Annotated in this window: 8 protein-coding genes and 2 pseudogenes; 7 read left to right on the forward strand and 3 right to left on the reverse strand. The window is 43.0% G+C overall.

The window, feature by feature from the left end:
- Positions 1-365 precede the first annotated feature (365 nt).
- Entirely contained in the window at positions 366-527 is a 162-nt protein-coding gene (locus LC653_RS44640; protein WP_229501649.1) for a hypothetical protein, read from the forward strand.
- Between the two features lie 233 nt (positions 528-760).
- On the opposite strand, the gene LC653_RS44645 is transcribed toward LC653_RS44640, so the two are convergent.
- Positions 761-913, reverse strand: a complete 153-nt coding sequence (locus LC653_RS44645; RefSeq protein WP_229501650.1) for a class I SAM-dependent methyltransferase — start codon at positions 911-913, stop codon at positions 761-763.
- Positions 914-925: 12 nt separating this feature from the next.
- Positions 926-1,102, reverse strand: coding sequence for a hypothetical protein (locus tag LC653_RS44650; protein ID WP_229501651.1), 177 nt, complete (start codon positions 1,100-1,102; stop codon positions 926-928).
- A 252-nt stretch (positions 1,103-1,354) separates the two neighbouring features.
- On the opposite strand from LC653_RS44650, the gene LC653_RS44655 reads away from it, so the two are divergent.
- Positions 1,355-1,795 carry a helix-turn-helix domain-containing protein gene (locus LC653_RS44655; protein WP_229501652.1) on the forward strand — a complete coding sequence of 147 codons (441 nt, stop codon included), beginning with the start codon at positions 1,355-1,357 and terminating at the stop codon, positions 1,793-1,795.
- 201 nt (positions 1,796-1,996) lie between these two features.
- Here the strand turns inward: LC653_RS44655 and LC653_RS44660 are convergent, their stop codons facing one another.
- On the reverse strand, positions 1,997-2,188 hold the full coding sequence (locus LC653_RS44660) for a hypothetical protein (RefSeq protein WP_229501653.1): 192 nt from the start codon (positions 2,186-2,188) through the stop codon (positions 1,997-1,999).
- 130 nt (positions 2,189-2,318) lie between these two features.
- Here LC653_RS44660 and LC653_RS44665 point away from each other — a divergent pair, with 130 nt between their 5' ends.
- The 5 genes and pseudogenes from LC653_RS44665 to LC653_RS44685 all read left to right on the forward strand — a co-directional run.
- On the forward strand, positions 2,319-2,948 hold the full coding sequence (locus LC653_RS44665; protein ID WP_229501654.1) for a transposase family protein: 630 nt from the start codon (positions 2,319-2,321) through the stop codon (positions 2,946-2,948).
- Positions 2,947-3,330, forward strand: a pseudogene (locus tag LC653_RS44670) (hypothetical protein); the annotation flags it as partial. The gene LC653_RS44665 and the pseudogene LC653_RS44670, both read left to right, overlap by 2 nt.
- Before the next feature lie 129 nt (positions 3,331-3,459).
- Positions 3,460-3,909, forward strand: coding sequence for a DUF1257 domain-containing protein (locus tag LC653_RS44675; RefSeq protein WP_229501655.1), 450 nt, complete (start codon positions 3,460-3,462; stop codon positions 3,907-3,909).
- Positions 3,910-3,911: 2 nt separating this feature from the next.
- Positions 3,912-4,115: a DUF2997 domain-containing protein gene (locus tag LC653_RS44680; protein ID WP_229501656.1), complete on the forward strand. Its 204-nt coding sequence runs from the start codon at positions 3,912-3,914 to the stop codon at positions 4,113-4,115.
- Between the two features lie 414 nt (positions 4,116-4,529).
- Positions 4,530-4,895, forward strand: a pseudogene (locus LC653_RS44685) (AAA family ATPase); the annotation flags it as partial.
- Between the last annotated feature and the right edge of the window lie 115 nt (positions 4,896-5,010).

Below are 5,010 nucleotides of genomic sequence, written 5' to 3' on the forward strand. Positions count from 1 at the left end.
AAGCATTGTAGCAGTGATAAGATATCGGACATGGGCTGATTGTGGTTTTTGAGTTGTCGTTGTGAGAGACAATAACTCTACTACATCGGCCCTCTCTCCTCATCCTCTTATTTTGGCTAAGGTATTGCTAAACCCAGTAACCTTTTCCCCGAGCCTAATTCCGAGTTGAAAATGCTTTACCCGAGCAGTATTGAGTTTCAATGCTTCTTCAGATTGGACTACTTCTATAATATGACTGGCTTTTGGGTGTGAAGGTATAGGGTAAACAACTGAGAACCAATAAGAATATTTACAAATTCTCTACACTTACCCTAGTGGAGTGCTGAGAAGGTAAATCTGAGGATGGAGGAAGTAGCGATCACTAGATGGAGGTTAGTCTATCGTCTCCCCAATCGATTCTCTCTTTTATTGCCGAGAGTCCTTCTGATGTGGGCTATTGGAGTGATGAGTGGGGTGTTGGTGGCAAATCTGGCGCGAAGTCGCAGAAATTAGAACCAACATCATTTATTTTGAACCAGTTACTTTAATATGTAACTAGATGTCTCAACCTTGTTCAGCCTGAGTGGCGAATAGCGCGAAACGCCACAGCAAGCGCTCACCGGAGGCGATCGCCGACAAATAATGTGTTAATGACGAAAAATATCGTGTTAAGCGACATTTGCGGTTTGAAGTGTTTATGGACAAGCTGCCACCAGAGTTGTTACCAGAAGCACTCGCCGCCGCTAGGGCTATTCAAGATGAAAGGCATCGCGCCGATGCCCTAACGCTCCTGACACCAAGCGATTGCTGTCGGTGAAATATCAAAGGCGGTTACTTCAAATCCCAGACTAGCTATTGCTTCGGCATCGTCTCCTAAGCCACAACCAATAACTAGTGCCTTTTGCCCAGAAGCGAACGGTTCATGATTCGTCAACCAATCTTGCTTCTAAGGATGAGGAGCTAACTTAGCCCAAGGAATTTGTGCTGTGTCCCCTTTGGCTTTGGCATATAAAACTTCAAACCATGCCGAGGGATCTGATTTTTGTAACGCTTCTGTGGCTAACTGTTTAATAGAAAACTCTAAATTTTCCGGTTGTTGCTCCAACATAAAAATCGATACCACTCCATTGTCAATTATGGCAGTCTATATCAGTTGAACTGAAAATCACAATTGCAGGCTAACGCTACGCGAACTAAAGGTTGCGAATGACCTTTTTGATTGTGGTTCCTCAAAGCAACCATTGGTTTACAGTCCTAGCCAAGATGAAGCATGGGGTTTATATTGATTTTCTCTGAGTTGTGATCTCACTGGCTCACTATTTGCTACTAATAGTTGCAGTAAGCTATTGTTTTTGTCAACTAAAAGTTACATAATATGACTAGCCAAGAAGAACAATCAGAGGTCGTAATGTTGCCACTTAGTGAAGTGGGGTCTATTAAATGGACAGATGCACGTGGGCATAAGATGCGTGCATTACGTGGCGATATGCCATTGGTAACTTTGTCCAAAAAGCTTGCTGAACTTGAAGTAGAGATTTCTCGCCAGTATTTGAACAGGATGGAGACAAATACAGAAGTCAAAAACGCTTCTCCAGAGCTTGTCAGCGGCTTATGTCAAGTATTTGGCTGTACCTTAGCTGAATTACTGTGTTTAAAATCAACCAAAATTGTGCAATTAGGGGTTGCAAAAACAACTAAAAGTTGCACAATGATTGTAAGGAAAAGCGAACTGCCTGCACTCGAATGCAAAAAGGGATCGCAAACTAATTCAACGAACATTGACGAACCAAAACTGAAGTGCCGCTGGGAAAAGTAGCCGGAGCTAAAACCGGAGTAGCCGGAAGTAACCTTGTAACGCTCAAATCGCCGGAGATAAGTCCGATGACCTAACTAAGTCTAAAAACTGGTTATAAAAAATCAACATTCCAGAATCAAGGCGATCGCTACTCTAAAAGTATGCGGTCGCCTTTTGCTATTTCACTCATACTGCACAGAGGGCAATTACTGAATACCTTCTTTACAGCCCTGTGCTGTGAATTCTTGCTAGACAATAACTGAAATTTAGAAATATGAGGCTACGCCAAAGCAATTTGAGAGCGTTGCGGTAAACCACAACGTTGTTTACGCAAAACAAAAGGCGATGGCTACGTCTACCAAACTCTGCGATCGCCTTTTTACCCCAAACAAGAGGTATTTCTAATGATGACACAAAGTTTAGCCCCTGCGCCAACAAAAGATCCGTTAACCACACAGGATCGCCAAATCATTGCAACCGAGGCCGTAAACCAAAACTAGAAATTTCTGAGGAGATATGTCTATGCCTATTTTATTTGAGACAAATGCCAACATTTGAAATTTTAGGGTTGCATTTTGGGATTTCTAAAACCGAGGCAAACGACACGTTCCATTACTGGCTAAAAATCTTACGAAAAGTTTTGCCTGCTAGCCTCCTTGAACAAGTTGAAACAAATGATGGCTCCAAAGCGATCGCTAAAGAACTATTGAAAGAATTTCAGTTAATTGTAGACAGCATGGAACAGCCGAGGGAAAGACCCTCAGATAATCAGGAACAGCAAGAATATTTTTCAGGTAAGAAGAAACAGCACACATTTAAAAATCAGTTTATTACGTTACCTGAAGGCAAAGACATAGTAGATGTAGAGGTGGGTAAAAAGGGTCCGACTAGTGATATTAGTTTCTTCCGTAAACAGCAAGAAAAGTTTGAAAAAGACCAAAGGTTTGAAGGGGATAAAGCATATCAAGGAGGGGATAATATAAAGACTCCTTACAAGAAGCCGCGTAACAGAGAATTAACTGCACAGCAAAAAGCAGAAAATAAAGAATTTTCCAGTAAACGCATTTTTGTGGAACACGTAATTAGGCTCGTTAAAATTTTTCGCATTGCTCAACAGAGATTTCCACTTAATTCTCGAACTTACGAGCAAGTAATTCTTACCATTTGTGGATAGGCTACGGGAATCTGCTCAAGCTGGTGGTGAACAACTGGCGGCGCAACTCCTTGAAGAACTGAGCGACTGGGAACCAGGACGCAAGCCAGTCCAGTTCAAAAAGAAAATGGAAAAACACTTGATGAAAGTGCGGGTGTTACTGGCAAATGCATCCCCTGAAGCTGGCAGCAGTTTACAGCAGATGATGGAGCATTTGGATTCGATTGTCACCGATCCAGCGATTGAGTCAAAAAATCTTGCCAGTGATGGGCGCAGTCAGTTGCAGCAAAAGATGGAACAAATTCGGGTCAAACTCCTAGACGAACAGCGCAATCTCCAACAGCTTGCCCTTGATGACGTGGGACTGGCGAAAGCTACAGTTAGCGCGTTTAAGTTCAGGTAAAAAAATAGTCTTGGGCAAGTGTGCATTCGCTCAAGACTTGATCGGTGTATTAAAAGTGCAATATTCACGTTCCAAAAGGATATCGCACTTTTACTATTTCTCAAACCAGATGACAAAGGGAATAACATTATGTCGCATTTCTCAACTGTTAAAACCAAATTAAGCAATCACGATTGTTTGTTGCAAGCGCTTTTTGATTTGAATCTTTCACCGCAAGTCCACGAAAAACCACAGCCACTTAAGGGCTACTATGGTAGTTCACAAGGACAGAGCGCTGAAATTATAGTTTCTGGTCGCGCAATTCAAGCTCGTGCAGACATCGGATTCAAGTGGAATCAAACAAGCGATATGTACGACATTATACACGATACTTATGAAACAGTTCCACGGCTGGGACAAGATTTCTTTAGCCACAAACTGATGGAAGCTTACGGCAAACGGATGGTTCGCGCCAAAGCTGCCGAGTTACAAGAACAATTTGGGGAATGCAACATCACAGAAGAAACCAATGGGAGTGTGCAAACCCTACGGCTGACTTTCGCTGGACATCAAGAAGTTAAACAATACACACGGAGGTAATTATGGAACGTTCAATACTGATACATTTTGACTCGGCTACAGGTGAAGTTCGAGTAGAAGCGGAGGGATTTGAGGGGTTGTCTTGTTTATCAGCTACCCAACCGTTTGAAGAAGCTTTGGGAGTTGTGGAAAGCGAACGGGAATTTAAGCCCGAAGCGCAACAACAACGTATGACTTCAACACATCAAACACGACTACGCCAGTAAGAAAAAGCGGGGAGAACAAAACAATCTCCCCATAAAAATTTTTGGGAGTAGACAATGTTAGTGTTAGGTTACGTTCACCCAGTCGATGGTAAAGCCAGAAAATATGGTGAGTTCGGGCTGACAATTTACCTAAAGTCAAGCGAACTAGAAAAGCTGAAGTGGGTGCTGAATTTTGAGCCACATATTGATCTGGCATATCAATACTTTACTCCTGAACATTTGGAAGAAGCTGAAAAAAATGGTGGGCTATGCACCTTAACCGCTTGTTGGGAAAAGTCAGATGGTTGTTCTCGCAATGATGGTGAACTTGAGTCCGATGCAATGTGGCTAAAAGATTGGCTGAATCGAGCCAAGTGGCATGAATTTCGACATCATGCTGGTTTGGGTTTGCTTGTAACCTACTACTTGCCAATGTCCGCGGGGCCGCCCGGAGTTGGTAAGTCGATTTGCGCCAAAAACATTGCTAGCATTCTCAACTTACCACTGCTGCAACTTGATATTGCGTCCCTCCTTGGCTCTCTGGTTGGCGAATCTGAGGGCAATGTCCGTCGTGCTTTGAAAACTGCCGAGGCTATCGCACCGTGCGTCTTATGGGTTGATGAAATAGAAAAAGCACTTTCGGGGACTGGTGACACTTCTGGAGTTTCCCAGCGTATTCTGGGAAATCTGCTCACATTTATGAGTGAGTGTACGGCTGGCGTGTTTGTTGTAACTACCTGCAATGACCCTTATGCATTGCCCAGTGAACTGAAACGGAAGGGAAGATTCGATGAAAATTTCGTGCGACCCGTTGGTTGAAATGAGTAGAAATACTCAAGGAAAACCGCTTGGTTTAAGAAGGGAGAAATCCTAACAAAACCATGACAACTTAGCATTCATGTCAGTGAGAGGAAGT

It is taken from the genome of Nostoc mirabile CHAB5784 (genome assembly GCF_020829645.1).
Lineage (GTDB): Bacteria > Cyanobacteriota > Cyanobacteriia > Cyanobacteriales > Nostocaceae > Nostoc > Nostoc mirabile.

Bases quoted from the DNA above. Each gene is read 5' to 3' on its own strand.
- LC653_RS44665 (WP_229501654.1), top strand. From the start codon at position 2,319: ATGCCAACATTTGAAATTTTAGGGTTGCATTTTGGGATTTCTAAAACC.
- LC653_RS44640 (WP_229501649.1), top strand. From the start codon at position 366: ATGGAGGTTAGTCTATCGTCTCCCCAATCGATTCTCTCTTTTATTGCC.
- LC653_RS44655 (WP_229501652.1), top strand. From the start codon at position 1,355: ATGACTAGCCAAGAAGAACAATCAGAGGTCGTAATGTTGCCACTTAGT.
- LC653_RS44680 (WP_229501656.1), top strand. From the start codon at position 3,912: ATGGAACGTTCAATACTGATACATTTTGACTCGGCTACAGGTGAAGTT.
- LC653_RS44675 (WP_229501655.1), top strand. From the start codon at position 3,460: ATGTCGCATTTCTCAACTGTTAAAACCAAATTAAGCAATCACGATTGT.